Source organism: Oceanithermus desulfurans, assembly GCF_014201675.1.
Taxonomy (GTDB): domain Bacteria; phylum Deinococcota; class Deinococci; order Deinococcales; family Marinithermaceae; genus Oceanithermus; species Oceanithermus desulfurans.
Genome location: NZ_JACHEZ010000005.1, coordinates 92,656 through 118,351, shown reverse-complemented (window position 1 = coordinate 118,351; position 25,696 = coordinate 92,656). Strand labels below are relative to the sequence as shown.

The following is a 25,696-nucleotide window of genomic DNA, read 5'->3' as shown; positions in this document are numbered from 1 at the left end:
GGAGGAACGGCCATGAAAAAAGGACTACGGACCCTGCTGGGGCTCTTCACCCTGCTGGTGCTGGCGGCCTGCTCCACCCAGACGGGCGGCATCCGCACCACCGGAGCGCTCAAGGTGCTCTCGGCCGTCCCCGACGTGACGGCCGGCTGCCCGGTGCGCGCCGGCGACTGGATGGCGTTGACCGGGAACAACTTCGGCACCCAGGCGGACTGGGACGACGGTCCCAACTACCTCCTCTTCCCGCCCGAACCGGGGCTCGCGCCCGAACGCGTGGAGCTGACCCAGGCCCAGGACCCCGCCACGCTGTTCTTCATGGTGCCGGCGGGCGCCCAGAGCGGCACGGTGCGGCTGCACGTCGAGGGCGTGGGCGACGCCGAGTTCACGGTCACGATCGCGTCGGGCGCGGGGGCCAGCACCGCGGTGCCCGGCTGCGAGCTGCCGACGCCCCCCGCGCCCTGAGGCCGGGGCCGCTAGGGCTGCGAGCGCAGCAACGCCAGGAACTCTTCGCGGGTCTTGAGGTCTTCCTGGAAGACGCCGCGCATCGCCGAGGTGACGGTGGTGGAGTGCTGCTTCTCCACGCCGCGCATCATCATGCACAGGTGCGCCCCCTCGACGACGACCCCCACGCCGCGGGGCTCGAGCACCTGCATGAGCGCCCCCGCGATCTGGGTGGCCAGCCGCTCCTGCAGCTGCAGGCGCCGGGCGTACATGTCCACCAGCCGCGCGAACTTGGAAAGCCCCAGGATCTTGCCGCCTGGGATGTAGCCGATGTGTACCTGGCCGAAGAAGGGCAGCAGGTGGTGCTCGCACATCGAGTAGAACTCGATCCCCTTCACCACCACCATCTCCGAACCCTCGGCCTCGAAGATCGCGCCGTTGATGACCTCCTCGAGGCTCTGCTGGTAGCCGCGGGTAAGAAAGGCCCAGGCACGGGCCACCCGGCCCGGGGTGTCCACCAGCCCCTCGCGGTCGGGATCCTCGCCGATCTGCTCGAGCCAGCTGCGCGCCAGCCGGCTCATCGCCTCGAGGTCGTAGGCCGTCTCGAAGGTCATGCCCGTGTCTTCCAGTTCGATGCGTTTCTTCATACCGCTCCTCACAGGTTCCAGCCGCCCGCGACCTCGAGCACCTGGCCGGTCACGTAGTCGGCCGACTCGCTGACGAAATACCCTACCGCGTCCACCAGCTCCTCCAGGTAGGCCACGCGACCCATGGGGATCTCCCGCAACGGCTGGGTCACCGAGTTCTCGGCCACCCCCGGGGCCACCACGTTGACGGTCACCCCGTGGGGTGCCAGCCGCGCCGCCAGCGCCTTGGCGTAAAGGACGACGCCGGTCTTGGCCACGAAGTAAGGGGTGAGGTGGGGCTTGGCCACGTTCTGGCCCGCCCCCGCGTAGCCGAGGAAGACGACGCGCCCCCAGCCGCCCGCGCGCAGGTGGGGCAGCGCCGCCTGGGTGACGTAGAAGGCGGTGTTCAGGTTCGAGTCGAGGACCGCGCGCCACTCGGCGGGGCTCACCTCCTCGACCGGCTTGTAGAGGTAGTCGCCCACGTTGTTGACCAGGGCGGCGAGTCCGCCCAGACCGCGGGTCGCGCGCTCCACCACCGCCCGCGCCGCCTCGGGGTCGGTGAGGTCGCCCCGCACCAGCAGCGACCGCCGCCCCAGCCGCCGAACCCTGCGCGCGGTTTCGCGCGCGTCCTCGCGGCTCGTGCGGTAGTGGACGGCCACGTCGAAGCCGCGCGCGGCCAGGCCCAGCGCCACCGCGCGGCCGATGCCGCGCGCCGCGCCCGTCACCAGCGCCGCCCTAGCCACCCTTCACCTCCAGGTAGCGCGCGACCAGGGGCGTGGTGTAGCGGTTGAGGGGGTAGTCGAGCGCCGCCCGGGGCGGCACCCAGGCCCACTCGGCGATCTCCTCGTTGGGGGTGACCGTCTCGGTCGGGCTCTCGGCGAAGTAGTTGAAGAGCAGGAAGTGCATGGGCTTGTAGAAGTCGGGCGGAAATATGGCCTCCTGGAAGAGCCCCCACTCCACGTTCTCGAGCGCGAGCCCCACCTCCTCGCGAAACTCGCGCAAGAGCGCGTCTTCGAGCCGCTCGCCCCAGTCCACCTTGCCCCCGGGAACGCCCCAAAGCCCCTTCCACTTGGTGGTGCGCACCAGCAGCACGCGCCCGCTCGGGCCGCGCACCAGCGCGCCTACCGTGGGGATCGGATAGCGTGCCATATGCGAACAGCATAGACCAGGAGCAGCGCCAAGACCGTGAGCTGCAGAAACCCCAGGTAGGCCCCGGGCCGCCCCAGCGCCAGCAGCAACCCCAGAACCGCGAACTGGGTCGTCCGGCCCAGGTTGGCGAAGAAGGCCAGAAAGGGCCGCGGCCACCAGGCCGCGTCGCTCACCCCCAGCCGCCGCTGGAGGGCGCGCTCGGCGGCGCGGATCGCCCGGTCCTGCCAGCCGAAGACCGCGGCGTAGACGCGCGCCAGGACCGCTTCCAGCCCCGGACGCGGCGCCGCGTCCGGACCGGCCTCGCCGGCGGCGAGCGCCGCGAGGTTGTAGTCGAGCGAGAGCACCAGCGTCAGCGCCGCGAAGCCGAAGATCGCCCCGAACGCGTCCCCGGTGCGCAGGTAGAGCGCAACGAAGAGGGCCGCGTGCACGAGCAGGTCCACCTCGCTGTCGAGGTAGCGGCCCAGCAGGCTGACCTGCCGCCGCGCCCGCGCCAGCTGCCCGTCGGCGTTGTCGAGCACGGTGACGAGCTGCAAAAGCAGGGCGGCGGCGAGGTCGCGCCCGGAGGCGACCATCCCCGCGGCCAAGAGCCCCAGCAGGCCGTGGGCCAGCACCAGCAGCTCGGGGCGCAGCGGCGTGCGCCAGAGCAGCCGCACCACCCCGTGCCCCAGCGGGCGGAAGACGAGCCGGTTCAGCACCTCCTCCGCGGGCCGGGGCTTGAGACCGTCGACCAGGCGCGGCGCCTCAGCCACCCGCGGCCTCCACCCCGGTGGCCAGCAGGTAGACGCGGCCGCGCCAGGGCCGCGCCCAGGCCCGCTCGGCCCGCGCTCCGCCGGGCAGCTCGAGCGCCCCCCGCTGGGGCAGCCCGGTGGTCAGCACCGCGGCGAGCGGGTGGTCCTCCGGCAGCACCGCACCCCGCGCGGGCGCGCCCGCGCCGAAGGCGAAGTAGACGGCGGGCGGACGCCCGCCGAAGACCGCCGCCAGCGACCCCGGACCCAGCGCCCCCACCACGGCCACCGCGGCCGCCGGCTCGCTGACGCCGAAGCGGTCCGCCAGCTCCCACAAGAGCCGGGGGTTGGGGCCGGAGGCCGCCAGCGCCCGCGCCACCTCGGCGCGCGGCAGCAGCATCTCCGCCGCCCCCAGGTTGCAAAGCCGCTCCAGCGCCCGCTCCAGCGCCGCCCCCTCGTAGGCCTCGTGCAGGTCGGAGAGCAGCTCGCCGTCTTCTTCGATGAGCCGGTGCATCACCTCGTGGGCCAGGGTGAACCGCTGGCGCCGGGGGCTCTGCCCCTCGGCGACGAGGATCGTGCCGCTCGCGGCGTCGAGCAGGCCGTCACGCCCGGCGATCGCCGCGACCCGCCAGCGGAACCCGATGCCCGCGGCCATGCGGTCGGGGGTGAGCGGCGCGTGCCGCTCACGAAAGGCCGCCGCCCGCTCGAGCACCCGCGCCTCCAGCGCCGCGCGCAGCCGCCGCGTCTCCGCCGCCGTCACCGTCTAGCCCTCGAGCACGCGCCTCAGGTGCAGGTAGATCTCGTACCAGTCGCGCTTGTTCTCGGGCCGCCGGCCGCGCAGCTCGATGCGCGAGAGGGTCTCCACCCAGTCGGGGGTGATCTCCGCGCCCAGCACCGGGTCCTCGAGCAGCTCGGCCAGCCCCCGGGGCAGCGAGGCGGGCGTGCGCTCGCCGTAGAAGTCGACGGGGGCCATCAGGTCGTGCACGCTCATCCCGTAGGCCTCGGCGAGGGTGCGCAGCGTCTCCAGGCTGGGGTTGGTGCGGTCGCGCTCCAGGTCGGAGAGGTAGGGGATCGAGAGGCCCGTGGCCTCGGCCACGTCCTTCAGCCGCCAGCCCCGCTCCTTGCGCAACTCACGAAACCGCTCGGCCAGCTTCATGGCACCTCCTTAGCGTTAGGGTACCGCGCGCCAGCGATACGGTCAAGACGTAATTCACTCACCATACTTGCAGCTTACCATACCATTATGGTACAGTCATAATCACAGGGAGGTTGTTCACGATGAAAAGAATCCAGCGCCTCTTCCGCACCCCGCCCCAGGCCCTGCCCGCCGCCATGCTGAACCTGCTCATCGAGGTGGACAACCGCGAGGGGCGCGCCGGCCTCGACCGGCTCGAGCGCGAGATCAAGGCGGCCCTCGCGCGGCTGCAGGCCGCCGGCCACCCCCAGGCGGCCCGCCTCACCCTCTGGCTGAAGGCGCTCGAGGCCTACCGCCGCACCTACCACCCGCGCTCCCGCTGGACCCGCTTCCTCCGCCGCCCGCGCGCGTTCAGGCGCGCCGTCCCCGCCAGCGCCCGCTAGGCCACGGCACCCCGCCGCGGCGCGCCACCGCCGCGGCCTCCGCCAGGTAGGCCCACGCCCGCCGCACGCCGGCGGGCGTTTTTACGCGCACCACCACCCGGCGGTAGAGCCCGTCCGCGGCCTCGAAGCGGTCGAGGACGCGCAGCGCCGCCTCGAGGTCGCGAAACTCGAACAGCTCCCCTTCCACCGCGCCCGCCCCCGGCACCGCCGCCGGGTAGCCGGCGGGCAGCGCGTAGAGCCGGTGCCCCTCGAGCCGGGCGGGGGTGCGGCGCAGCAGACCCGCGCGCCGGGCGACCGCGTGGTAGCGCTCGCCCGGCAGCAGGCTGCCGTAGGCGAAGACGCCCGCGACCTCCATCAGCGTCCGACGATGACCACCGCGACCGGGTACTCGCCCTCGGGCAGCCCCAGCACCTGGGCCACGCTTTCGTCGTAGAACCACTCCGCCTCGCGGGCCGCGAGGCCCAGCGCCACCGCCGCGGTGAAGGCGGCGTGCGCGGCCTTGCCCGCCTCCAGCAGGGCCTGTCGGTAGCCGCGCGGCCCCAGCCGCGCCACGCTGCGCGCCGGCACCGCGGTGAGGACCAGGTAGACGCCGGCAAGCCCGGCACCCTCGGCGTCGGCGAGGGCCGCCTCCCAGGCCGCCCAGTCGGGGCAGGGGGCGATCTGCTCGAGCTGGTGGGCCTTGACCGCGTAGTGGTAGACGCCCGGGAAGGTGTCCTGCACCCGCCGCACCACCAGGTAGGCCTCGACCGGGTAGGCCCCGGCGCTCGAGAGGTAACCCCGCCGCCCGTCGCGGTCCGACAGCGGCAGCAGCATCTGCGCCAGGTCGCCGGGGGTGAGCGTCAGTTCCAGCTCCGGCGTCTGTGCCTGCAGCTGCGCCATCAGCCGCCAGGTCTGGGGCCCCCCGCTCTTGCGCGCCTCCGGCAGGTCCACGGTCTCGAGCGGGCTGGCGTACACCTTGGCCGTGGGCACCCGCTGCCCGTTCCCCGGCAGCGCCTGCCCGGGACTCAGCCGGGTGTAGGCGAGAAACGCGTGTCCGAAGTCTTTCTTCTTCATAGGTCGAACCGGTACCCCTTGGGTACCACCACCACACCGCCGGGGGTCACGGTAAAGCCGCGGTCGCGGTCGGTTTCCAAATCGTACCCGATCTCGACGCCCTCGGGTACCCGTACGTTCTTGTCGATCACCGCATTCTTGATCTTGGCGTGGCGCCCCACCTCGACGTCGTCGAAGAGGACCGCGTTCTCCACCAGGCTGTACGAGTTGACGCGCACCCGGCGGAAGAGCACGGACTCGCGCACCGTCCCCCCGCTCACGATCACGCCGCCGGCGAGCAGGCTGTTGAAGGCCTGCCCCACCCGCTCGCCGGTCTCGTGCACGAACTTGGCCGGGGGGCTGAAGAGGTTGGCCGTGCGCAGGGGCCACTCGGGGTTGAAGAGGTCGAACTGCGGCAGCACCGCGACCAGGTCCATGTTGGCCTCGAAGTAGGAGTCGAGGGTGCCCACGTCGCGCCAGTAGGTGTTGGCGCCTTCGGCGCCGGGGATGGGGTTGCTCTGGAAGTCGTAGGCGAACAGCCGCAGCCCTCCCGCCAGCGCCGCGGGTAGCACGTCCTTGCCGAAGTCGTGGGACGACTCGGGGTCCACACCGTCCCGCTCGAGCAGCTCGACCAGCGGCTCCTTGTCGAACAGGTAGTTGCCCATCGAGACCAGCGCCTCGCCGGGGCGGCCGGGAATGGGCTTGGGGTGCTCCGGCTTCTCCTGAAAGTCCACGATGCGCCACTGCTCGTCCACCTGGATGACCCCGAAACGGCTCGCCTCCTCGATGGGCACGGTGTAGGCGGCGATCGTCACGTCGGCGGCCACGTCCTGGTGAAAGTCGACCATGTGGCGGATGTTCATCTTGTAGATGTGGTCGCCGCCGAAGACGGCCACCACTTCGGGGTCGTTGTTGTCGATGAGGTGCAGGTTCTGGTAGATGGCGTCGGCGGTGCCGCGGTACCAGACGGGCCCCAACTCCTCGTAGCGGTACATCTGCGCGGGCACGAGGATGATGAAGTGGTCGTCCAGAAACGCGCCGAAGCGCCAGTAGCGCTGGATGTGCTCGGTCAGCGACTGCGCCTTGTACTGGATGAGCACGTAGACCGAGTAGATGCCCGAGTTCATGAAGTTGTTGAGCACGAAGTCGATGATCCGGTACTTGGCCCCGAAGGGCACCGCGGGCTTCGAGCGCTTGGCGGTCAGCGGGTAGAGCCGGCTCCCCTGGCCCCCGGCGAGGATCATCCCCAGTACGCGCAAACGTTTGGCAGGCGGCATAGGCGCTCCTTTGCGTTTTCCCCAGCATACCCGCAGCCACCGGGGCGTACGCCACAGCGGAGCATACAATGAACCCGTGCGGATCACGAGCGCGCGTAACCCGAAGGTCAAAGCCTGGTCGGAGCTCAAGACCCGGCGGGGCCGGCTCGAGCAGGACCGCTTCCTGGTGGAGGGCGCACGCGAGGCGGCACGGGCGCTGGCGGCGGGGATCCGGCCGTGCGCCTGGCTCGTCTGGCCCGAGCGGGCGGGCGCGGAGGAAGCGGCGCGGCTCGCCGGGGCGCCGGTCTACGAGCTCTCGGAAGCGGCGATGCGGCGCGTCAGCTACCGCGAGAACCCGCCGGCGCTGATCGGCGTCTTCGAGCGTCCCGCCCGGCGGCTGGCCGACCTGCCGCCGGACCCGCGGCGGGTGCTGGTGGCGGTGGAGATCGAAAAACCCGGCAACCTGGGGGCGATGCTGCGCAGCGCCGACGCCAGCGGCGCGGACGCGGTGCTCGTCGTGGGGGACGCGGTGGATCCGGAGAACCCCAACGTGATCCGGGCCAGCACCGGGGCGGTCTTCGCGCTGCCGCTGGCGGTGGTGGACCACGCGGCCGCGCGCGCCTGGCTGCAAGAGCGCGGCCTGCAGCTCGTCGCCGCCGCGCCTGCGGCCGGGCGGGTCTACTGGGAGGCCGATCTTTCGGGCCCCACGGCCTTCGCGGTGGGGGCCGAGGACCGGGGGCTGCCCCCCGACTGGCTCGAGGCCGCGGACCTCGCCGTGCGCATCCCCATGGAAGGCACGGTCGACAGCCTGAACGCCTCGGTCAGCGCGGCGCTGCTGCTCTACGAGGGGCTGCGCCAGCAGCGGCGGGCTTGACATACACCCGCTCAACTTGCTTGTAAGGGGTCGCGTGTACGGGGTTGACAGCCCCCGCCGCGCCCCCCATAATGTGCGGTGGATTGACACTCTGGACCCCTAAGTGTCAAAGGGGCGAAGGGAGGCAATCATGGCATCGGAGGTCAAGGTAATGATCAAACCCCTAGCAGACCGGGTCGTGGTTGAACCCATCGAGGAAGAAGTGACCACCAAGGGCGGGATCGTGCTGCCCGACACCGCCAAGGAGAAGCCCCAGCGGGGTAAGGTGATCGCCGTGGGCAGCGGCAAGCTGCTCGAGAACGGCGAGCGCGTCCCCCTCGAGGTCAAGGAGGGCGACATCGTCGTCTTCGCCAAGTACGGCGGCACCGAGATCGAGATCGACGGCAACGAGTACATCATCCTGTCCGAGCGCGACCTGCTCGCGGTCGTCGAGAAGTAAGGGAGGTAGACCATGGCAAAGATCCTGGTTTTTGACGAAGAGGCCCGTCGTGCCCTCGAGCGCGGCGTGAACGCGGTGGCCAACGCCGTGCGCGTGACCCTCGGCCCCCGGGGCCGCAACGTGGTGCTGGAGAAGAAGTTCGGCTCGCCGACGATCACCAAGGACGGCGTCAGCGTAGCCAAGGAGATCGAGATCGAGGACCACCTCGAGAACATCGGCGCCCAGCTGCTCAAGGAGGTGGCCTCCAAGACCAACGACGTCGCCGGTGACGGCACCACCACGGCCACCGTGCTGGCCCAGGCGATCGTGCGCGAGGGCCTGAAGAACGTGGCCGCCGGCGCCAACCCCCTGAGCCTCAAGCGCGGCATCGACAAGGCCGTGGAGGCCGCGGTCGAGCAGATCCACAAGATGGCCCAGCCGGTCGAGGACCGCAAGGCCATCGAGGAGGTGGCCACCATCTCGGCCAACGACCCCGAGGTGGGCCAGCTGATCGCCGACGCGATGGACAAGGTCGGCAAGGAAGGCATCATCACCGTCGAGGAGTCGAAGGGCCTGGAGACCGAGCTCGAGGTCGTCGAGGGCTACCAGTTCGACAAGGGCTACCTGAGCCCCTACTTCGTCAACAACCCCGAGGCGATGGAGGTGCAGCTCGAGGACCCCTACATCCTCATCGTCGAGAAGAAGGTCTCGAACATCCGCGAGCTGCTGCCCGTGCTCGAGCAGGTCGCCCAGACCGGCAAGCCGCTGATGATCATCGCCGAGGACGTCGAGGGCGAGGCCCTGGCCACCCTGGTGGTCAACAAGCTGCGCGGCACCCTCAACGTCGCCGCGGTCAAGGCGCCGGGCTTCGGTGACCGCCGCAAGGAGATGCTCAAGGACATCGCCGCGGTGACCGGCGGCCAGGTGATCAGCGAGGAGCTGGGCCTCAAGCTCGAGAACGTGACCCTCTCCATGCTGGGCCAGGCCGAGCTGGTGCGCATCACCAAGGACGAGACCACGATCATCGGCGGCAAGGGCAAGAAGGACGACATCGAGGCCCGCATCAACCAGATCAAGGCCGAGCTCGAGACCACCGACAGCGAGTACGCCCGCGAGAAGCTGCAGGAGCGCCTCGCCAAGCTCTCGGGCGGCGTCGCCGTGATCCGCGTGGGCGCGGCCACCGAGACCGAGCTCAAGGAGCGCAAGCACCGCTTCGAGGACGCCCTCTCGGCCACCCGCGCGGCCGTGGAGGAAGGCATCGTTCCCGGCGGCGGCGTGACCCTGCTGCGCATCACCGAGGCGGTGGACAAGGTGCTGGCTAAGCTCGAGGGCGACGAGGCCACCGGCGCCAAGATCGTGCGCCGCAGCCTGGAGGAGCCCACCCGCCAGATCGCCGAGAACGCCGGCTTCGAGGGCTCGGTGATCGTCAACGAGATCCTGCAGAAGAAGGACGTCAACTACGGCTTCAACGCCCAGAGCGGCGAGTTCGGCGACATGCTCAAGTTCGGCATCGTCGACCCCGCCAAGGTGACCCGCAGCGCCCTGCAGAACGCCGCTTCGATCGGCTCGCTGGTGCTGACCACCGAGGCCGTGGTGGCCGAGAAGCCCGAGAAGAAGGAAGCGGCCCCCGCGGGCGGCGGCGGCATGCCCGACATGGACTTCTAGACCCCCTGAGCACACGTCACGCGGCCCCCGCCGGGGGCCGCGTGACGGTTATTACAAGGACATCGTCAGGCGTGGTCTTTGGCCCAGGTTTCGACCGCCTGCAGCAGCGGCTCCAGGGCTTCGGCCGCCGGGGTGAGGCGGTACTCCACCCGCGGCGGGACCTCGGCGAACTGCTCGCGGATGACCCAACCCATGGCATCCATTTCCTTTAGTCGCAGCGACAGGGTGCGGGGCAGCAGCCGCGTGACGCTTTGCAGCTCGCCGAAGCGCATGGGGCCGCCGAGCAGCGCGCGCAACACCCGGTACGTGCCCTGCCGGCCCAGCAAAGCCAGCGCCGCTTCGATGGGTTCGCTCGTCGAGACGTTCACCCGTCCAGTATACCGCAACGTGGGACTGTGCCAGTTTCACCTATTGTTCCAATATATCCCGCGTCGTTACTTTTCTTATTCGCGGTGATACGCCGACCCCCGCTTAATCGTATAAGCCCTGTAGACCTGCTCCAGAGCAACCAGCAGGGCCAGCTCGTGCTGCAGGGTGAGCGGCGAGAGGCTCCAGGTCCAGTCGGCCGCGGCGCGCACCTCCGGCGCCAGCCCCTCCGCCCCGCCCACGATCAGGGCCACCCGGCGCACGCCCTCGTCCTCCCAGCGGGTGATGCGGTCCGCGAACGCGCGCGAGCGCAGCGCCTCACCGCGTTCGTCGAGGACGACGCGCAGCCAGCCCTCGCTCGCCTTCAGCAGCGCTTCCGCCTCGCGGGGGCCCGCCCTGACGGGCCGGAGCTCCACCGGCGCCAGCGGCCGCAACAGCCGCAGGTAGAACGCCACCCCCAGCCGGGCGTACTCCAGCCGGGGCTTGCCCACGCTAACGATGCGCCAACGCACATTCGGCCCCCATGCGGGGTAGTTTATAATGGAACGCAAAGGGGTAGGGATGCCAAACCGCGAAAACGCTCTCGCGCTAGTGATTATCGGTACGCCGTGGCGGACCGCCCCCGGCCGTGGCCGGGTTTTTTTACGCCCCTGACCCAAGGAGGACGCTATGATCAAGGACACCCAACGTTTCGAGCCGTTCACCCGCGACCCGATCGCGTTGGTGAACGAACACGGTGAGTGGGTGGGGCCGTTCGACCTCGACCTCGACGAGGAGCAGCTGCGCGCCCTCTACCGCGACATGGTCGCCGCCCGCCTGCTCGACGAGCGACTACTCCTGCTGCAGCGCTCGGGCAAGACCAGCTTCGCCATGGAGGCCGCGGGCCACGAGGGCATCCAGATCGCCATCGCCCACACGGTGAAGCGAGGCTTCGACTGGCTCTTCCCCTACTACCGCGACCACGGGATGCTGCTGGCGCTGGGGGTGCCCGCGGTGGAGATCTTCGGCGAGACCCTGGCCACCCGCGCCGACCCCGCCAAGGGGCGGCAGATGCCCAACCACCCGGGTTCCAAGCCGCTCAACGCCTTTACCGTCGCCTCGCCCATCGCCTCGCACATCCCACCGGCCACCGGCGCGGCCATCAGCGCCAAGATCCAAAACACCGGCCAGGTCGTCGTCACCACCTTCGGCGACGGCGCCACCAGCGAGGGCGACTGGCACGCCGGCGTGAACTTCGCCTCGGCCCAGGGCGCGCCCGTCGTCTTCGTCGTCGAGAACAACCGCTACGCCATCAGCGTCGACCTGCAGAAGCAGACGGGTTCGGAGAACCTGGCCGTCAAGGCCAAGGCCTACGGCATGCCCGGCTACTACCTCGACGGCATGGACGTGCTGGCCAGCTACTATGTGATGCAGGAGGTCATCGAGCGTACCCGCGCGGGCGCGGGGCCAGCGCTCGTCGAGGCCGTGGTCTACCGCTACGGCCCCCACTCCTCGGCCGACGACGACCGCCTCTACCGCCCCAAAGAAGAGGTGGAGCACTGGAAGCAGCGCGACCCGCTCGAGCGCTTCCGCCGTTTCCTGGAACGCCAGGAGCTGTGGACCCCCGAGTGGGAGGCCGAGCTGCGCGAGGCCGCCGAGGCCGAGCTGGCGCGCGCGCTCGAAGAAGCCGAGGCCGCGGGCCCGGTGCCCGAGGCCTGGATGTTCGACGACGTCTACGCCGAGCCCCTCTGGCCCCAGATCGAACAGCGCCGGCTCCTCGAAGAAGAGCTGGGCGCCTGAACCGGGAGGTCCGACATGGCCACGATGACCCTCGTGCAGGCGATTGCACGCACGCTCGACGAAGAAATGGCCCGCGACGACGCGGTGGTGGTGCTGGGTGAGGACGTCGGCAAGCGCGGCGGCGTCTTCCTGGCCACCGAAGGCCTGCAGCAGAAGTACGGCCCCGACCGGGTGATCGACACCCCGCTCTCGGAGGCGGCGATCATCGGCGCGGCTGTGGGCATGGCCGCCCACGGGCTGCGTCCGGTGGCCGAGATCCAGTTCGCCGACTACGTCTTCCCCGGCTTCGACCAGCTCGTCAGCCAGGCGGCGAAGCTGCGCTACCGCTCGGGCGCGCAGTTCACCGCCCCCATGGTGGTGCGCATGCCCTCGGGCGGCGGCGTCAAGGGCGGCCACCACCACTCCCAGAGCCCCGAGGCCCACTTCGTGCACACCGCCGGCCTCAAGGTGGTGGCCGTCAGCACCCCCTACGACGCCAGGGGGCTGCTCAAGACCGCGATCCGCGACGACGACCCGGTCGTCTTCCTCGAGCCCAAGCGGCTCTACCGCGCGGTCAAGGAAGAGGTCCCCGACGAGGACTACACCATCCCCTTGGGCGAGGCCGTCACCCGCCGCCAGGGCGGCGACCTCACGATCGTCTACTACGGCCCCGTGGCCCCCGAGGTGCTGCAGGCCTCAGACGAGCTGGAAAAGGTGGGCGTCCACCCCGAGGTCCTCGACCTGCGCAGCCTGATGCCCTGGGACAAGGAGGCGGTGCTCGAGGCGGTGAGCAAGACCGGCCGCGTCATGATCGTCTCCGACGCCCCCCGCCACGCCAGCTTCGCCAGCGAGGTCGCGGCCACGATCGCCGAGGAGGTGCTCGACCAGCTCGAGGCCCCGCCGGCGCGCGTCACCGGCTTCGACACCCCATACCCCTACGCCCAGGACAAGCTCTACATGCCCACGGTGACGCGGATCCTCAACACCGCCAAGAAGCTGCTCGACTACTAGCGCCCGGGAGGTGCCATGCCCAAGGAAGTGCTCTTGCCCGAACTCGCCGAATCCGTGGTCGAAGGCGAGATCCTCAAGTGGCTGGTCAACGAAGGCGACGTCGTCGCCAAGGACCAGCCGCTGGTGGAGGTGATGACCGACAAGGTCACCGTCGAACTGCCCAGCCCCTTCGCGGGCGTGCTCGTGAAGAAGCTGGTGAACGAGGGGGACGTGGTCCCCGTCGAAACGCCGATCGCCCTGATCGACGAGAGCGCCGGGGCCGCGGCCGCCCCCGAGGCCGCCGCGGCGGCCGCTCAGTCCGCACCGCCGGAGGAGGCGGAGGACCGCGGCGAGCGGCTTTCTTTGTTCAAGCCCGACAAGACCGAGGCCGAGGTCAAGAACCCCTTCGCCGGCGGCGCCAAGAAGCCCGCCGGCCCGGCGGTGGCCGAGCGGCCCCGGGCGGGGACCAACAAGTACGGCCGGGTGCTGGCCGTGCCCGCCGCACGCCAGCTGGCCCGCGAGCTGGGCGTCGACATCGCCCAGGTGCCGGGGTCGGGTCCGAACGGCCGGGTGCGCGTCGAGGACGTGCGCGCCTACGCCGAGCAGGCCCCGGCGGCCGCGGCCACCGCGGCACCCGCCGGCTTCCCGCCGCCCGTGGCCTACCGCACCCCCGCGGGCTACGAAGAGCTGGAGGAACGCGTGCCGCTGCGGGGCATGCGGCGCATCATCGCCCAGCAGATGATGGCCAGCCACCTCTACACGGTGCGCACCCTCGTCGTCGACGAGGCCGACGTCACCGAGCTGGTCGCGCTGCGACGCCGGCTCAAGGAGCGCGCCGAGGAGGCGGGGGTGAAGCTCAGCTACGTGCCCTTCATCTTCAAGGCCGCGGTGGAGGCGCTGAAGAAGTTCCCCGTGGTCAACAGCAGCCTCGACGACGCCCGCGGCGAGGTGGTGCTCAAGAAGTACTACCACCTCGGCCTCTCGGTGGCCACCGACGCGGGGCTGGTGGTGCCGGTGATCCGCGACGTGGACCGGAAGACGATCCTCGAGCTGGCCGCCGAGATCGGCGACAAGGTGGCGCGCGCCCGCGCGGGCAAGCTGACCCCCGACGAGGTCACGGGCTCCAGCTTCTCGGTGACCAGCGTGGGCAACCTGGGCGGGCTCTTCTCCTTCCCTATCATCAACGTGCCCGACGCCGCCATCCTGGGCGTGCACACCATCCAGAAGCGCCCGGTGGTCAAAGACGACGCGATCGTCGCCCGCGAGATGCTCTACCTCTCGCTCAGCTTCGACCACCGCCTGGTCGACGGCGCCGAGGCCACCCTCTTCCTGCGCGAGGTCGTCGCGCGCCTCGAAGACCCCTACTGGCTGCTGCTCCACGCCGTCTAAGGAGAAACCATGTACGACCTGATCGTCATCGGCACCGGACCCGGCGGCTACCACGCCGCGATCCGCGCCGCCCAGCTCGGCCTCAAGGTGGCCGCGGTCGAGGCGGGCGCGGTGGGCGGCGTCTGCCTGAACGTCGGCTGCATTCCCACCAAGGCGCTGCTGCACGCCGCCGAGACCCTGGAACACGCCGCGAAGGCGGCCGAGTTCGGGCTGGTCTTCGCCGAGCCCGAGCGCGACCTGGCCAAGATGGGTAAGTGGCGCGACAAGATCGTTAAGAAGCTTACCGGCGGCGTGGCCAGCCTGCTGAAGGGCAACGGGGTGGAGCTCGTCAAGGGGTTCGCGAAGTTCACCGGCCCCCGCGAGCTGGAGGTGGACGGGAAGAAGCTCGAGGCGCGGAAGGTCATCGTCGCCACCGGCTCCAAGCCGGCGCGGCTGGCGGGCTTCGAGCCCGACGGTGAACGCGTGCTCACCTCCACCGAGATGCTGCGCGTCGAAAACGGGGTGCCCCCGCGCCTGCTCGTCATCGGCGGCGGGGTGATCGGGCTCGAGTTCGCCTCGATCTACGCCCGCCTGGGCGCGCAGGTGACCGTCGTCGAGTACACCGACCAGATCCTCCCCGGCAGCGACCCCGAACTCGTCAAGCTGCTGGCGCGCAGCCTCAAGAAGCAGGGCATCGCCGTCAGGACGGCCACAAAGGCCGTGGGCTACGAGGAAACCAAGAACGGGCTGCGGGTCACCGTCGAACCCGTCACGGGCGGAAAACCGGAGACGCTGGACGCCGACAAGATCCTGCTGGCCGTCGGCCGGGTGCCGGTCACCGAAGGCCTGAACCTGGAAGCCGCGGGCGTGCGCACCGACGAGCGCGGCTTCGTTCCCACCAACGAACACATGGAGACGAACGTACCCGGCGCCTACGCCATCGGCGATGTCGCCCGTCCGCCGATGCTGGCCCACAAGGCCATGAAGGAAGGCCTCGTCGCCGCCGAGCACGCCGCCGGCCGCGCCGCGGCCTTCGATCAGCAGATCCCCAGCGTTGTCTACACCCAGCCGGAGTTCGCCAGCGTCGGCATGACCGAGGCCGAGGCCGAAAAGCGCGGCCTCAAGGTGCGGGTGGGGCGCTTCCCCTTCTCGGCGTCGGGCCGCGCCCTCACGCTGCAGCAGACCGAAGGGGTCATCAAAGTGCTCGCCGACGCCGAAAACGACCTGCTGCTGGGCGTGCACATCCTGGGTCCGGGCGCTTCCGACCTGATCGCCGAGGCCACCCTGGCACTGGAGATGGCGGCAACGGCCGGCGACCTGGCGCTGACCGTGCACCCGCACCCCACGCTGGCCGAGAACCTGATGGAGGCCGCCGAGAACCTGCACGGCCGGGCCATCCACATCCTCAATCGCTGAAGCCGGTCCTACCTTAATACAACCTGCGGCAGACCCGGTTACCCCCACATGGGGGTAACCCTCTCTTCGGCTGCGCCGTAGGATTTAAAAGGAGGGGCCTTGTCAAAGAAAACTGCATTTACTCCAAACGGCTTCACACTTATTGAACTGTTGATCGTACTCGCCGTGCTGGCTACCCTCATGAGCATCGTGGCCGTCTCGTTCGGCAGCGCGCGGCAGCGGCTCGACCTGGAGGGGGTCGCGCACCGCGTCGCCCAGGACCTGCAGTCGTGCCGTACGCTGGCGGTCTCCAAGAGCGGCTTCTGCCGGCTCAGCTTCAACAGCCGCGGCTACGACCTCGAATTCTCCGCGGACGGTACGAACTGGGCCACCCGCCGCAGCTACACCGTGCCCGCGCGGGTGACCCCGGGTTGGTCGGCGGGCGAGGCGATCGTCTTCGACTCCCGGGGCTTCGGCAGCTTCCCGGCCAGCCCCGATCCCTACCGGATTACGCTTTCCAACGGAAGCAGCCAGGTGGACGTCGTGCCCTCGATGACGGGGGCGGCACGGGTGGTGAAGCGATGAGAACACGCAGGGGCTTCAGCCTTATCGAGGTGCTGATCGCGCTGGTGGTGGTGACGGTGGTGAGCTTCGCGGCCGTGACCACGATGGTCTCGAGCATGCGCCACAACGCCGACAACCGCGTCCGCTCCCAGGCGGTGGCCGCGACCGAGGCCTGGATGGACCGCTTCCGCAGCCGCAGCCTGCCGTTCAACTACTTTTCGACCCCCCGCAGCTACGACTACGGCTACGACTACACCAACGACTCGGTCTTCACGGCCTCGGGCGACCCCAACCTCGCGGAGATCGCCCAGGAGTGGGGACGGTTCAAGTTCGAGGTCAAGACGGAACCCTTCTCCACCAACCCCGTCATCTGGAGGGTCCTGGTGACGGGTTACTACAAGAAGCGGGGAGGTGAGGGCCGTGTCGAGCTCGTCTCGCTCGTACGCCAGTAGGCGCATGCGGCGGGGTTTCACCCTGATCGAGGCGCTGCTGGCCATCGGAATCCTGATCGTGCTGATCGGCATCGTGGCCGTCGCCCTGACCCGCGGCCTGCAGACGAAGCACAGCCAGAGCGTCTACGTGGAGCTGCAGCAGAACCTGCGCACCGCCATGCAGCAGATCACCCAGGACCTGCGCTCGGCTTCGCGGCTGGGGCTGTGGAACGACCCCGCCTCGGGGTGCAGCGCCGCGGGCGACCCCTGCTCGTCGCGCGACCGCCTGGCCATCCTGGTTTCCAAGGGGTACTACACCGCCGTGGCCGAACCTCCGGGGAGCAGCTACAACAACTCGGTGGAGACCGGCGTATGCGACGCCTCCGGCTTCGACGACGGCGACCTGGTGCTGATCTCCGACGGCACCAACAGCGACCTGGTAGAGATCACGCAGCGACAGCTGCTCAGGGATCCCACCCAACCTTGCAGCTCGCCCACCACCGCCTCGGGGGGCACGCCGCCCAACCGCGACCTGATCCAGCACAACAACGACCGCATCAGCGGGACCTGGCAGCCGAACACCTACGCCTTCAAGGTGCAGCTCGTCACCTACGAGCTGCGGCCGGACCCCGAGGACGCCGCGCGGACGGTGCTCTACCGCCGGACCGGTCTGGGGGCCACCGCCGGCAACTACAGCGGCATCGTCGCCTTCGACGTCGACACGCTGCGCCTCAGCTACGGCATCCCCCTCGACCCCAGCGCCGCCAGCTCCTCCATCCAGCAGCTGCGCTTCTACGACTCCCTGAGCGCCGCGGCCAGCGCTCTGGGCACGGCCTATACGGACGACCCCAGGGGCAGCGGCATCTTCGTCGGCAGCCTGGTTCGCGCCGTGCGGGTCTACCTGGCGGGCACCACGCCCGCGCCGCTCACCGCCGGCGGCGGCCCCGGACGCTACGAGATCACCGAAACCGTGGACTTGCGGTTGAACTAGGAGGCACGGCATGAGGAAGAAACAAGGCATCGCCCTCGTCACCGCACTGGTCCTGATGATGGTGCTCGTCGCCGTGATCGCGATCCTGTCGGTAGACACGCTGAGCGAGATCCGCCAGAACAAGAACAACCTGGTCAACAGCCGCGCCCGCAACGTCGCCGAAGCCGGCGCCACCTACGCCGGGTACGTGCTGGACACGCAGCTCTTCTCGGAGCTCAAGCCCATCATCGACAGCTACGCGACCAGCTTCGTCGTCGGCGGCAACGACCCCACCACCGACTACGTGATCCCCCAGGACGCCTGGGACTCGGTGGCCCTGCAGATCAAGGACGCGCTCAACGCCAACTTCAGCGCGCTGCCGTCCAGCCAGCTGGCCGGCGTGGGCGACGCGAGCCTTAGCTACGACATCCGCAACTTCCGTATCGCCTCGATGCCGACGGCCGGCGGCGGCGGCCAGTTCCAGACCTACACCGCGGAGTACCGGGTGGTCGCGACCGGCACCTCGGGCAACAACCAACGGCGCATTCAGGAGGAGGGCTTCCTGACGATCAAGGTCGGCCGGGCGAGCCTCTCCCAGTGGCTCTTCCTGGTGGAGGACGCGGGCGGCGACCGCGGCTTCTTCCCCACCGGCTCGGTCTTCGACGGTCCGGTGCACGCGAACAGCAACTGGGGCTTCTGGGGCACGCCGGTCTTCAAGGGCCGCATCACCGCCTCCGACGGCGGCGCCTGGTTCTGGGACATCTTCAACAGCTGCCACGACGGCCTGGGCGTCAAGGAGTTCCTCAACGCGGGATCGCGGCCGCCCTGCACCGAGCCCGTCTTCGAAAAGGGCTACGACTGGAACGCGCCGCGGGTGGAACTGCCCACGAACGCACTCTCGCAGGAGCGCGCCGCGCTAGGCCTCGACCCCACCGAAGACAACAACGGCGACGGCGTCCCCGACCCGATCACCAACGCCGACCGCTGCGCCGTCCTGGGCATCAGCCCCTGCGCCGGCTCGAACCCCATCCCCGACGGCGTCTACCTGATCAACGACGGCAGCCGGGTCACCGGCGGGATCTACATCCAGGGCGACGTGGACGAGCTGTACATCGCCGCGGGCGGGGACGGCACGCAAACCTACCGCATCACCCAGGCCGGGCGCACCTGGACGATCGTCGTGGACTACAACACCGACACCACCCAGGTCACCGACCCCCTGGGCAACGTCACCAACCTCCTGGGCGTGCCCAACGGTCCCGCGCCGCTGGGGACCGGAGGCCCCACGGGGCAGATCTACGTCAACGGCAACGTCGACGCCCTGCGCGCCCCCAGCCGCACCGGCCCCGTGCCCACGGACTCGCCCGACCACCCCCCGCCGGCCACGATTCCGCCTGCGCTCTCGCTGGAGACCCAGCTCAACGTCACCGCCGTGGGAGGCATCGGCCTCTTCACCGACCTGGTCTACGAGTGCGACCCCACCCAGATGACCAACAGCAGCTACCTCGCCACCCACCCCCGCTGCGCCTCGGCCAGCGGACCGCTGCGGACGGTGCTGGGGGTCTTCTCGGAGACCGACGACATCACCATCCGGGTCGGGGCGGTGGACGACATCTACCTCTGGGGCTCCTACCTGTCGGCCGCCACCGGCAAGGGGCTGGCGGTCGAGAACTACAACACCCGCGGCCCCCAGGGCAAGATGCGCCTCTTCGGCGGCCTGATTCAGTGGGAGGACCAGCTGCGCGGCGTCATCGGCTCCGGCGGCAGCGTGGCCAGCGGCTACCTGGAAACCTTCGAGTACGACCGCCGCTTCGAGAACAGCCGGCTGACCCCGCCCAACTTCCCCACCACACGGGTCTTCCAGCTGGCCGACGTCGGGGTGACCCGGCTGACCTACAAGGAATACTGACCCGGCGCGCCATCCCGGCGCGCCGGGGTACCGGTTTTTTTAATCCCCCCGTTTGAGGGTACCCGGTGCGGATACCTCCCCCTACGCTAGAAGCATGGGGAAAGGATCTAGACAAAAGGGCATCGCCCTCATCACCACGATCTTCGCGATGGTCATTGCTTTTATGATCGTGATGATCTTTACGGCCAGCACGGTCAATCAGATACGCAGCGTCAAGACCGTGAAATCCCACAGCGCGCTGGTCCAGGCGGCGGACGGCGTGTCGGAGCAGGCCCGGTTGAAGCTGATCAGCGATTTCAAGAACAACAACTATTCGGTACGCAACTACCTGCGGACCCTCGACACCACCCAGGTGCACACCGTCAACGTCATGGGCGGCATCACCGGCAAGTGGCGGGTGCTGCGCGTCTCGCCACCCTCCGACCCCTACGGCTGGGTGGAGGTCGCCGCCACCGCGTCCCAGGGCGGGGACAAGCAGACGGTGGTCCGGCGGGTCAGCTTTGGTCAGAGCCAGATCTTCAAGCTGGCCATGCTCTCGGAGACGACGAACTGCATCTACTGCCACCTGCGCGTGCGCGGCGACGTGGGCTCGCTCGAGTTCATGCGGCCCGGCTGGGGCACCGAGGGACGCAGCGGCATCGGCAGCGGCGCTCACGAGGGCGGGTCCACCGTCTACGGCAGCGTCTATGCTGCGCGCGACATCACCCACGACGACCTGGACCTCACGGGCTCACCCAAACGGATCAACGGGGCCGAGGTAACCGGCAGCGTCACCACCAATTACTCGGGCGACATGCTTCCCAGCGACACCGACGGCGACGGCGTGCCCGACTTCCCGCCCATCAACCGCGAGATCGCGCGGCAGAACGCCATGGGCAGCCTGAGCGGCGGCATCATCTACGGCGTACCGATCGGCGGACGCATCACCTCGCTGCCGACGGGTTCCAACGTCAGCCGCGTCAACCGGGTCTACAACGGCAACCTGGTCCTTATCGGCACCCCCAGCAACCCGATCGTGATCGACGAGGACATCTTCGTCGAGGGCGACGTGATCATCAAGGGCGTGGTGACCGGCAAGGGCGCGATCTACGCGGGACGCAACCTCTACACCGCGGGCAACGTCCAGGTGGCCGACCCGCCCGACCCGCCGGGGCGCGGCGTCTGCTCGGGCATCAGCGACGCCGACGAGTGCGCCCGCGCCAACATCGCCGCGGGCAAGGACGAGCTGCGCCTGGCCGCCCGCGGCAACATCGTCATCGGCGACTACACCGAGCGCGACTCGAGCGGCAACCTCCTCCCCACCGCCGAGCGCCAATCGGCCGACTACTACCGCTCGCAGTTCGGCTTCTACAGCGGCACCCGCTGCTTCGACAAGCGCAACGGCGACGAGCTGACGCAAAAGGGCAGCGGCTACGTTAACGTGGACGGCGAAGCGGTGTCGTCGGGCAACGTGGTCTGCCGCCGCGCCAACCGTTCCGCCTCGGTAAGCCGCGACGCCTACAGCTACGCCTTCCGGCCGGGTACGATCCGCTCCAACGGCAACTTCAAGCCCTGGATGGACGACGCCCTCTACAAGCAGCTGCTGGGCACCGAACGCATGGCCTACAACAGCTGGCGCGGCGGCTACTACGGGATGTTGCGCAGCGAGATCCGCCAGGACCTGATCGATTCCGGCCTTCCCACCCGCCTGGCGCGGCGGCTGGCGCGGCGGCTCGACAACCGCAACAGCGGCTACGGCAACTTCAACGAAGGCGGCCTGCGCGGCTTCTGGCGCATCGACGGTAAGACGCTGCGCATCATCATCGACAACGAGCGCAACTACGAGACCCAGGTTTCCACCGTGGACGCCTTCCTCTACGCCAACCAGCGGATCGCCGGCAAGACGAGCATGAAGCCGCTCGCCATCTCCGGCGGCCTGATCGGTAAGGAGCTGGGCATCCTGGCCCCGGGGCGCTACCAGGCCTGGTGGATGAAACGTCGGTACGTGGGCAGCAACCGCTACAACTTCCTGGGCAACCCCCGCGCCTCCGCGAGCGACTGCGGGCAGCCGGGCGACCCCTACTACGTCCCCGGCACCGAAGACTGCGCTTTCACCATCAACTACGATTTCCGTCTGCGCAACGGCGGCTTCGGCTTCAACCTGGTCAAGGGCGCAGTCGGCCAGACGATGTCGTGGCGGGTCTCCGACCGTACCACGGAGCACGTGCAATGAACGGAAGGGCACTGAACCTCCTCATCGTGGCCCTGGCCCTGGTGCTGGTGGCCGGGCTGGCGCTCAAGCTGCGCACGCGCCCGCAGCCCGCGGCCGCCCCGGCCGCGTCCCCAGCGTCCGCCTCCGGCGCCGCAGCGACGGATGCGGGCCCGGGGCGTACCCTGATTACCGAGCAAGGAGCGACGGTCGTGCTGGAGGGCAGCCTGGCCTCCGAGGAGACGCAGGGCGCCCCGACGGCCGAGCCGGTCGCTCCCCTGAACACCCTGCCACCCTCGCAGCTGGCGCTCACCGACGTCAAGGAGTACGCCAGCGAGAACGGGCTCACCGTGCTGGTCCTGCGCGACGGCAGCAAGCTGCTGGTCAACGACTTCGTCTACGAGCAGCTGCCCGAGAGCATCCGCTTCCGCCTCGACTACCAGCGGGGGGAGGGCCGATGAAACGCCGCCGCGGTTTCTCGCTTCTCGAGCTGCTCCTCGTGCTCGCGCTGCTGGGCATCATCGGCGCCGTCACCGCCGCCAACCTGCAGAACTACCTCAAGGCCCTGCGCGCAAGCGAGAGCGCCCGCAGCTTCTCCAACTTCATCACCCAGGCGCGCAACCGCGCCCTCAAGCGCAGCGAGGCGATGAGCGTGACCCTCGCGGGCAACCGGGTCCAGATCTACGACGCCGCCGGAAACCTGGTGCGCGAGGGGCGGCTGCCCCACCGGGCCGCGGTGGCGCCGCCCACAACGCTGAACTTCAGCGGCCGGGGGCTGCCGGACCAGCAGTACGTGTTTACCGTGACCACCGGACCCAAGACCCGCAGGGTGGTCGTGCTGCCCACAGGGAAGGTGATCCTGCCGTGAAAAACACAAAAGGTCTGTCGTTGGTCGAGATCCTGATCTCGCTGGCGATCATCGGCGTGGTGATCGTCGCGGTCGCCGGAAGCATGGCCAGCAACCTGCGGGTGAGCTCGAGCACCAACGAACAAAGCCTGGCCATGGAGTACGTGAACGGCGCGCTCGAGCAGTACCGCATCTACTGGAAGAGCGCCGCGAACTACAACGCCGCCGCGACCCCGCCGCGGCTTTCCGACCTCAACCGCATGCTGCCCTCCGGCTTCACGGCCACGATCCGCGCCGACAACCTCAGCCTCAACGGCGGCGCCGCCACCACCAGCCCGCCCCCCATGCGCAAGATCACGATCACGGTCACCCGCAACGGGCGTACCCTGGCCCGCGGCGCCACCCTGATCGGCAACCCCAACTAAGGACGGGTGGCAGAGATGAGACGCAACGGCTTCACCCTGATCGAGCTGATGATCTCGATGGCGGTCTTCGGCGTCATCCTGATCCTCACCACCAACATGATCGTCAAGAACCAGGAGATCGCCAACCGCCAGATCGTGGCCCAGCAGGCCCGCGAGGACGCCCGCCTGGCGCTGCTGCGCGTCAGCGAGCTGTTCTCGGGCGCGGCCTACATCTACCCGGGCAGCCAGACGCTCACCCTGCCCGACGGCACCAGCGTCACCACCGGAGGCCAGACCCTGGCCATGCTGCTCCCCTGGGGCAGCCCCTACTGCAACGAAGGAGGAAGCAACCCCTACGACAGCACCAGCAGCCACCGCGACCTCTACTGCGCGGTGGTCTACACCCTGGGGAACCGCTCCGACTACGTCGGCGTCCTCGGCGAAAACCCCAAGGCGGGGAACCGGGTGCTCGTCGAACACCTGATCAAGTGGGTCAGCTGGCCGGTCAACACGCTCCCCACCCGCGACTTCTCGGGCCTGAGCTCCAGCGTCGGCGTGGTGGCGGACGCGGTGGTGCCGACGCAAACCGCCGTCGTCTATACGGCGAACTCGCTCTCGCAGGCCTCGCGAAAACCCATCGACTCGCTGCTGCTCTCAGCCGGCGACACCAGCGATCCCACGAACGCCCTGGCGCTGATCGACAACGTGGTGGTCAGCCTGGGCATCCGCTACCGCGGCCAGCCCCTGCAGCAGGAGCGGCGCAACCTCTTCGCCCGGGCCGTACCGCGCAGCGCACCGCCCGGCACCGGCAACTAAGAACCGCCCACCGGTACTCACGCCCCTTTCCCGGGGCGTGGTTCGACTTAAGATGAGCGGTATGGAACGTCCCGCACTGGACGACTTCACCTGGCGGGTGGGCGGTCCCCAGGGCGGCGGCATCGAGACCGCCGCCACCCTCTTCGCCCGGGCGCTGGCCCGGGGCGGCTGGTGGGTGAGCGCCCGCCGCGAGTACCACTCGAACATCATGGGGCGGCACAGCTACCTCGACGTGCGCGCGGCGCGAAGACCCACCCGGGCCTTCTTCGAGCGGGTGGACCTGCTGGCCGCGCTCGACGCCGAAACGCTGGTGCGGCACCTGGGCGAGGTGAAGCCCGGCGGCGTGCTCGTCTACGACCCGGACGCCGCGCGGCGGCCGCTATCCAAGCTGGCCATGCTCGACGGCGCGGCCTACGAGCGAATTTCGCGGGCGCTGGGCGGCGGCGACCCGCAGGTCGAGAAAGCGGTCGAACGCTTTCGCGAGGCCGGCGTGCGGCTGGTGCCGCTGGCGCTCGCGCCCCTGGCGCGCGAGGTGGGCGAGGCCGTGGGCGCCGACGCCCTCACCGCCAAGAAGACGCTCAACACCGTCGCCGTGGCCGCCTCGCTGGCGCTGCTCGGCTACCCGCTGGAGCTTTTGGACGCGGCGACGGCCGCCCAGTTCGCCGCCAAGCCCAAGGTGGCCGAGCTTAACCGCAAGGTGGCCGCCGAGGTCTACCGGCGGGTGGAGCCGCTCGCGGGCGCGGGGCTGAAACCCGTAGGCGCACCGGGAGAACGCCTCTACGTCAACGGCTCCCACGCCTCGGCGATGGGCAAGGTGGCGGCCGGGCTGGGCTTCATGAGCTACTACCCCATCACCCCGGCCACCGACGAGCCCTTCTACCTGGAAGCCCACCCCGAGGCGGGCGTGGTCGTCGTCCAGGTGGAAGACGAGCTGGCGGCGGTCAACATGGCCATCGGCGCCTCGATGGCGGGCGCACGGGCAGCGCTGACCACCAGCGGCCCCGGCTTCGCGCTGATGGCCGAGGCCCTGGGTTTCGCCGGCATCACCGAGACGCCGCTGGTCGTCAGCCTCTACCAGCGCGGCGGGCCCAGCACCGGCCTGCCGACGCGGACCGAGCAGGGCGACCTGCGCTTCGCCCTGGGCGCCGGCCACGGCGACTACCCGCGGGCGGTGCTGGCGAGCGCGAGCGTGGAGGACGCCTTCGCGGACGCGGCGCTGGCCATGAACCTGGCCGCCCGCTTCCAGCTGCCGGTGGTGCACCTGATGGACAAGTACCTGGCCTCGACCACACGCACGGTCGAGCCCTTCGACGTCGGCGCGGTGGAGGTCGACCCCGGCCTCGCACCCCCGCAGGCCGAGGGCGTCTTCCCGCGCTTTTCGCTCGCGGCCGAGGGGGGCGTCTCGCCGCGCATCCCGGTGGGCACGGAGGGCGCGGGCTACTGGATCACCTCCGACGAGCACGACGAGGTGGGCCACATCACCGAAGACCCCGAGCTGCGCGAGGCGATGATGGAAAAACGCGCCGCCAAGCTGGCCGCGCTCGCAAAGTGGCTGGGACCGGGGGCCATGTACCGGACCCACAACCCCGAGGCCGAAACCCTGGTGCTCGGCTGGGGGTCGACCGAAGGGGTGGCGCTGGAGGCGATGGAAGGGCTGGACCTGGGCTACGTACAGGTGCGCTTCCTGCTCCCCTTCCCCGACCTGGACGAGCTGCTTGCGGGCAGGCGGCTGGTGGTGCTCGAGTACAACCAGTCGGGGCAGTTCGCCCGCCTGCTGGCGCAGGAAACGGGCCGCAGACCCGACCACCTGATCGTCAAGTACAACGGCCGGCCGATGACCCTCGAAGAAGTGCGCGCCGCCTTCGAGACGGTGCTGTCCGGAAACGCCGGGGAGCGGCTGGTGCTCCGCGGCGGCATCTAGGAGGAAGC

The 25,696-nt window shown here is 69.7% G+C and carries 30 protein-coding genes; 19 read left to right on the top strand and 11 right to left on the bottom strand.

Translation table 11 applies throughout. The annotated features are described in order from the left end of the window. Positions 1-12 precede the first annotated feature (12 nt). Positions 13-459, top strand: a complete 447-nt coding sequence (locus tag HNQ05_RS07735) for a hypothetical protein (RefSeq protein ID WP_147144862.1) — start codon at positions 13-15, stop codon at positions 457-459. An 11-nt stretch (positions 460-470) separates the two neighbouring features. On the opposite strand, the gene folE is transcribed toward HNQ05_RS07735, so the two are convergent. Genes folE through HNQ05_RS07705 form a run of 6 tightly spaced genes read right to left on the bottom strand, consistent with a single transcriptional unit; the run spans position 471 to position 4,094 of the window. Continuing rightward, entirely contained in the window at positions 471-1,085 is a 615-nt protein-coding gene (gene folE / locus HNQ05_RS07730; RefSeq protein WP_147144861.1) for a GTP cyclohydrolase I FolE, read from the bottom strand. 8 nt (positions 1,086-1,093) lie between these two features. Beyond that, complete coding sequence (tmpR, locus tag HNQ05_RS07725) at positions 1,094-1,807, bottom strand: bifunctional dihydropteridine reductase/dihydrofolate reductase TmpR (protein ID WP_147144860.1); 714 nt, start codon at positions 1,805-1,807, stop codon at positions 1,094-1,096. Then, a complete protein-coding gene (locus HNQ05_RS07720) occupies positions 1,800-2,213 on the bottom strand; it encodes an NUDIX domain-containing protein (RefSeq protein WP_147144859.1) in 414 nt (137 codons plus the stop codon). The genes tmpR and HNQ05_RS07720 overlap by 8 nt, the downstream gene beginning before the upstream one ends. After that, entirely contained in the window at positions 2,186-2,962 is a 777-nt protein-coding gene (locus HNQ05_RS07715; protein ID WP_246104061.1) for a CDP-alcohol phosphatidyltransferase family protein, read from the bottom strand. The genes HNQ05_RS07720 and HNQ05_RS07715 overlap by 28 nt, the downstream gene beginning before the upstream one ends. Further along, complete coding sequence (locus HNQ05_RS07710) at positions 2,955-3,698, bottom strand: ImmA/IrrE family metallo-endopeptidase (RefSeq protein ID WP_246104060.1); 744 nt, start codon at positions 3,696-3,698, stop codon at positions 2,955-2,957. Before HNQ05_RS07710 ends, HNQ05_RS07715 begins: the two co-directional genes overlap by 8 nt. 3 nt (positions 3,699-3,701) lie before the next feature. Further along, positions 3,702-4,094, bottom strand: coding sequence for a helix-turn-helix domain-containing protein (locus HNQ05_RS07705; RefSeq protein WP_147144858.1), 393 nt, complete (start codon positions 4,092-4,094; stop codon positions 3,702-3,704). Positions 4,095-4,216: 122 nt separating this feature from the next. Between HNQ05_RS07705 and HNQ05_RS07700 the strand changes: the two genes are divergently transcribed. Further along, on the top strand, positions 4,217-4,516 hold the full coding sequence (locus tag HNQ05_RS07700; protein WP_147144857.1) for a hypothetical protein: 300 nt from the start codon (positions 4,217-4,219) through the stop codon (positions 4,514-4,516). Here the strand turns inward: HNQ05_RS07700 and HNQ05_RS07695 are convergent. Genes HNQ05_RS07695 through glgC form a run of 3 tightly spaced genes read right to left on the bottom strand, consistent with a single transcriptional unit; the run spans position 4,485 to position 6,825 of the window. Then, positions 4,485-4,871, bottom strand: a complete 387-nt coding sequence (locus tag HNQ05_RS07695) for a gamma-glutamylcyclotransferase family protein (protein WP_147144856.1) — start codon at positions 4,869-4,871, stop codon at positions 4,485-4,487. The genes HNQ05_RS07700 and HNQ05_RS07695 overlap by 32 nt on opposite strands. Then, the gene (locus HNQ05_RS07690) at positions 4,871-5,569 is read right to left on the bottom strand and encodes a SagB/ThcOx family dehydrogenase (protein WP_147144855.1); all 699 of its coding nucleotides are present in this window, start codon (positions 5,567-5,569) and stop codon (positions 4,871-4,873) included. The genes HNQ05_RS07695 and HNQ05_RS07690 overlap by 1 nt, the downstream gene beginning before the upstream one ends. Next, positions 5,566-6,825: a glucose-1-phosphate adenylyltransferase gene (gene glgC, locus HNQ05_RS07685; protein ID WP_147144854.1), complete on the bottom strand. Its 1,260-nt coding sequence runs from the start codon at positions 6,823-6,825 to the stop codon at positions 5,566-5,568. The genes HNQ05_RS07690 and glgC overlap by 4 nt, the downstream gene beginning before the upstream one ends. A gap of 76 nt (positions 6,826-6,901) precedes the next feature. On the opposite strand from glgC, the gene HNQ05_RS07680 reads away from it, so the two are divergent. The 3 genes from HNQ05_RS07680 to groL all read left to right on the top strand — a co-directional run bounded on the left by HNQ05_RS07680 (position 6,902) and on the right by groL (position 9,761). After that, positions 6,902-7,678, top strand: coding sequence for a TrmH family RNA methyltransferase (locus HNQ05_RS07680; protein ID WP_147144853.1), 777 nt, complete (start codon positions 6,902-6,904; stop codon positions 7,676-7,678). A 130-nt stretch (positions 7,679-7,808) separates the two neighbouring features. Beyond that, entirely contained in the window at positions 7,809-8,117 is a 309-nt protein-coding gene (groES, locus tag HNQ05_RS07675) for a co-chaperone GroES (protein WP_147144852.1), read from the top strand. A gap of 12 nt (positions 8,118-8,129) precedes the next feature. Further along, on the top strand, positions 8,130-9,761 hold the full coding sequence (groL, locus tag HNQ05_RS07670; protein ID WP_147144851.1) for a chaperonin GroEL: 1,632 nt from the start codon (positions 8,130-8,132) through the stop codon (positions 9,759-9,761). Between the two features lie 65 nt (positions 9,762-9,826). On the opposite strand, the gene HNQ05_RS07665 is transcribed toward groL, so the two are convergent. Together HNQ05_RS07665 and HNQ05_RS07660 are read right to left on the bottom strand one after the other, a co-directional pair. Continuing rightward, entirely contained in the window at positions 9,827-10,129 is a 303-nt protein-coding gene (locus HNQ05_RS07665) for a winged helix-turn-helix transcriptional regulator (protein WP_147144850.1), read from the bottom strand. Positions 10,130-10,204: 75 nt separating this feature from the next. Beyond that, on the bottom strand, positions 10,205-10,639 hold the full coding sequence (locus HNQ05_RS07660; protein WP_147144849.1) for a 23S rRNA (pseudouridine(1915)-N(3))-methyltransferase RlmH: 435 nt from the start codon (positions 10,637-10,639) through the stop codon (positions 10,205-10,207). Between the two features lie 157 nt (positions 10,640-10,796). Here HNQ05_RS07660 and HNQ05_RS07655 point away from each other — a divergent pair, with 157 nt between their 5' ends. The 14 genes from HNQ05_RS07655 (at position 10,797) to HNQ05_RS07590 (ending at position 25,688) form a co-directional block, all read left to right on the top strand. After that, positions 10,797-11,906 (top strand): thiamine pyrophosphate-dependent dehydrogenase E1 component subunit alpha, encoded by a 1,110-nt coding sequence (locus HNQ05_RS07655; RefSeq protein WP_147144848.1) that lies wholly within the window; start codon positions 10,797-10,799, stop codon positions 11,904-11,906. Between the two features lie 15 nt (positions 11,907-11,921). Continuing rightward, on the top strand, positions 11,922-12,896 hold the full coding sequence (locus HNQ05_RS07650) for an alpha-ketoacid dehydrogenase subunit beta (protein WP_147144847.1): 975 nt from the start codon (positions 11,922-11,924) through the stop codon (positions 12,894-12,896). 15 nt (positions 12,897-12,911) lie between these two features. Beyond that, positions 12,912-14,264 (top strand): dihydrolipoamide acetyltransferase family protein, encoded by a 1,353-nt coding sequence (locus HNQ05_RS07645; RefSeq protein ID WP_147144846.1) that lies wholly within the window; start codon positions 12,912-12,914, stop codon positions 14,262-14,264. A 9-nt stretch (positions 14,265-14,273) separates the two neighbouring features. Then, positions 14,274-15,659, top strand: coding sequence for a dihydrolipoyl dehydrogenase (gene lpdA / locus HNQ05_RS07640; RefSeq protein ID WP_147144845.1), 1,386 nt, complete (start codon positions 14,274-14,276; stop codon positions 15,657-15,659). A gap of 99 nt (positions 15,660-15,758) precedes the next feature. Continuing rightward, on the top strand, positions 15,759-16,223 hold the full coding sequence (locus tag HNQ05_RS07635) for a GspH/FimT family pseudopilin (protein ID WP_147144844.1): 465 nt from the start codon (positions 15,759-15,761) through the stop codon (positions 16,221-16,223). Next, positions 16,220-16,654, top strand: coding sequence for a type IV pilus modification PilV family protein (locus tag HNQ05_RS07630; protein WP_147144843.1), 435 nt, complete (start codon positions 16,220-16,222; stop codon positions 16,652-16,654). The genes HNQ05_RS07635 and HNQ05_RS07630 overlap by 4 nt, the downstream gene beginning before the upstream one ends. 4 nt (positions 16,655-16,658) lie before the next feature. Next, entirely contained in the window at positions 16,659-17,624 is a 966-nt protein-coding gene (locus tag HNQ05_RS07625) for a PilW family protein (protein WP_147144842.1), read from the top strand. A gap of 10 nt (positions 17,625-17,634) precedes the next feature. Continuing rightward, positions 17,635-19,512, top strand: a complete 1,878-nt coding sequence (locus tag HNQ05_RS07620; protein WP_147144841.1) for a DUF4900 domain-containing protein — start codon at positions 17,635-17,637, stop codon at positions 19,510-19,512. 94 nt (positions 19,513-19,606) lie between these two features. Then, positions 19,607-21,724, top strand: coding sequence for a hypothetical protein (locus tag HNQ05_RS07615; protein WP_147144840.1), 2,118 nt, complete (start codon positions 19,607-19,609; stop codon positions 21,722-21,724). After that, complete coding sequence (locus HNQ05_RS07610) at positions 21,721-22,161, top strand: hypothetical protein (protein ID WP_147144839.1); 441 nt, start codon at positions 21,721-21,723, stop codon at positions 22,159-22,161. Before HNQ05_RS07615 ends, HNQ05_RS07610 begins: the two co-directional genes overlap by 4 nt. After that, a complete protein-coding gene (locus HNQ05_RS07605) occupies positions 22,158-22,568 on the top strand; it encodes a GspH/FimT family protein (RefSeq protein ID WP_147144838.1) in 411 nt (136 codons plus the stop codon). Before HNQ05_RS07610 ends, HNQ05_RS07605 begins: the two co-directional genes overlap by 4 nt. Then, positions 22,565-22,972, top strand: coding sequence for a type IV pilus modification PilV family protein (locus tag HNQ05_RS07600; RefSeq protein ID WP_147144837.1), 408 nt, complete (start codon positions 22,565-22,567; stop codon positions 22,970-22,972). The genes HNQ05_RS07605 and HNQ05_RS07600 overlap by 4 nt, the downstream gene beginning before the upstream one ends. A gap of 15 nt (positions 22,973-22,987) precedes the next feature. Next, positions 22,988-23,767, top strand: a complete 780-nt coding sequence (locus HNQ05_RS07595) for a PilW family protein (protein WP_147144836.1) — start codon at positions 22,988-22,990, stop codon at positions 23,765-23,767. Positions 23,768-23,819: 52 nt separating this feature from the next. Beyond that, on the top strand, positions 23,820-25,688 hold the full coding sequence (locus HNQ05_RS07590) for a 2-oxoacid:acceptor oxidoreductase subunit alpha (RefSeq protein WP_147144835.1): 1,869 nt from the start codon (positions 23,820-23,822) through the stop codon (positions 25,686-25,688). The last annotated feature ends 8 nt before the right edge of the window (positions 25,689-25,696 follow it).

What these genes read in the sequence shown, in the direction of transcription:
- HNQ05_RS07735 (WP_147144862.1), top strand. Translation starts at nt 13, where the DNA reads ATGAAAAAAGGACTACGGACCCTGCTGGGGCTCTTCACCCTGCTGGTG.
- folE (WP_147144861.1), bottom strand. Translation starts at nt 1,085, where the DNA reads ATGAAGAAACGCATCGAACTGGAAGACACGGGCATGACCTTCGAGACG.
- HNQ05_RS07720 (WP_147144859.1), bottom strand. Translation starts at nt 2,213, where the DNA reads ATGGCACGCTATCCGATCCCCACGGTAGGCGCGCTGGTGCGCGGCCCG.
- HNQ05_RS07705 (WP_147144858.1), bottom strand. Translation starts at nt 4,094, where the DNA reads ATGAAGCTGGCCGAGCGGTTTCGTGAGTTGCGCAAGGAGCGGGGCTGG.
- HNQ05_RS07700 (WP_147144857.1), top strand. Translation starts at nt 4,217, where the DNA reads ATGAAAAGAATCCAGCGCCTCTTCCGCACCCCGCCCCAGGCCCTGCCC.
- HNQ05_RS07695 (WP_147144856.1), bottom strand. Translation starts at nt 4,871, where the DNA reads ATGGAGGTCGCGGGCGTCTTCGCCTACGGCAGCCTGCTGCCGGGCGAG.
- HNQ05_RS07690 (WP_147144855.1), bottom strand. Translation starts at nt 5,569, where the DNA reads ATGAAGAAGAAAGACTTCGGACACGCGTTTCTCGCCTACACCCGGCTG.
- glgC (WP_147144854.1), bottom strand. Translation starts at nt 6,825, where the DNA reads ATGCCGCCTGCCAAACGTTTGCGCGTACTGGGGATGATCCTCGCCGGG.
- groES (WP_147144852.1), top strand. Translation starts at nt 7,809, where the DNA reads ATGGCATCGGAGGTCAAGGTAATGATCAAACCCCTAGCAGACCGGGTC.
- groL (WP_147144851.1), top strand. Translation starts at nt 8,130, where the DNA reads ATGGCAAAGATCCTGGTTTTTGACGAAGAGGCCCGTCGTGCCCTCGAG.
- HNQ05_RS07655 (WP_147144848.1), top strand. Translation starts at nt 10,797, where the DNA reads ATGATCAAGGACACCCAACGTTTCGAGCCGTTCACCCGCGACCCGATC.
- HNQ05_RS07650 (WP_147144847.1), top strand. Translation starts at nt 11,922, where the DNA reads ATGGCCACGATGACCCTCGTGCAGGCGATTGCACGCACGCTCGACGAA.
- HNQ05_RS07645 (WP_147144846.1), top strand. Translation starts at nt 12,912, where the DNA reads ATGCCCAAGGAAGTGCTCTTGCCCGAACTCGCCGAATCCGTGGTCGAA.
- lpdA (WP_147144845.1), top strand. Translation starts at nt 14,274, where the DNA reads ATGTACGACCTGATCGTCATCGGCACCGGACCCGGCGGCTACCACGCC.
- HNQ05_RS07630 (WP_147144843.1), top strand. Translation starts at nt 16,220, where the DNA reads ATGAGAACACGCAGGGGCTTCAGCCTTATCGAGGTGCTGATCGCGCTG.
- HNQ05_RS07625 (WP_147144842.1), top strand. Translation starts at nt 16,659, where the DNA reads ATGCGGCGGGGTTTCACCCTGATCGAGGCGCTGCTGGCCATCGGAATC.
- HNQ05_RS07620 (WP_147144841.1), top strand. Translation starts at nt 17,635, where the DNA reads ATGAGGAAGAAACAAGGCATCGCCCTCGTCACCGCACTGGTCCTGATG.
- HNQ05_RS07615 (WP_147144840.1), top strand. Translation starts at nt 19,607, where the DNA reads ATGGGGAAAGGATCTAGACAAAAGGGCATCGCCCTCATCACCACGATC.
- HNQ05_RS07610 (WP_147144839.1), top strand. Translation starts at nt 21,721, where the DNA reads ATGAACGGAAGGGCACTGAACCTCCTCATCGTGGCCCTGGCCCTGGTG.
- HNQ05_RS07605 (WP_147144838.1), top strand. Translation starts at nt 22,158, where the DNA reads ATGAAACGCCGCCGCGGTTTCTCGCTTCTCGAGCTGCTCCTCGTGCTC.
- HNQ05_RS07595 (WP_147144836.1), top strand. Translation starts at nt 22,988, where the DNA reads ATGAGACGCAACGGCTTCACCCTGATCGAGCTGATGATCTCGATGGCG.
- HNQ05_RS07590 (WP_147144835.1), top strand. Translation starts at nt 23,820, where the DNA reads ATGAGCGGTATGGAACGTCCCGCACTGGACGACTTCACCTGGCGGGTG.